Source organism: Staphylococcus pasteuri (genome assembly GCF_030547725.1).
Classification (GTDB): domain Bacteria; phylum Bacillota; class Bacilli; order Staphylococcales; family Staphylococcaceae; genus Staphylococcus; species Staphylococcus pasteuri.
In genome coordinates, this window is the sequence record NZ_JAUOQO010001060.1 from 1 (window position 1) to 232 (window position 232).

Genomic DNA, 232 nt, shown 5'->3' on the forward strand with positions numbered 1-232 from the left:
ATTTAATGTTGAGCAAGAGGCTGTTTGCGAAAAAAACTTACTATTAAATCATGTTAATGGTGTTTTTTATAAATCGGATGCGCCAGAAGTTATTTTTAAGGGGTTAGTTAGGGTCACATCCGATGAACTGTGGTTTACCCGAAAAGTAATTTCTAAAGCATTTAGTGATATTTTATTAGTTGCTTCTTCTTTTAACTCTTTAAAAGACGATATTACTTTAAAGCAAGACGAT

General features: G+C 31.5%; 1 pseudogene. It reads left to right on the plus strand.

What is annotated here, in order from left to right:
- Positions 1–232 (plus strand): annotated as a pseudogene (locus tag Q4528_RS16410) (hypothetical protein); the annotation flags it as partial.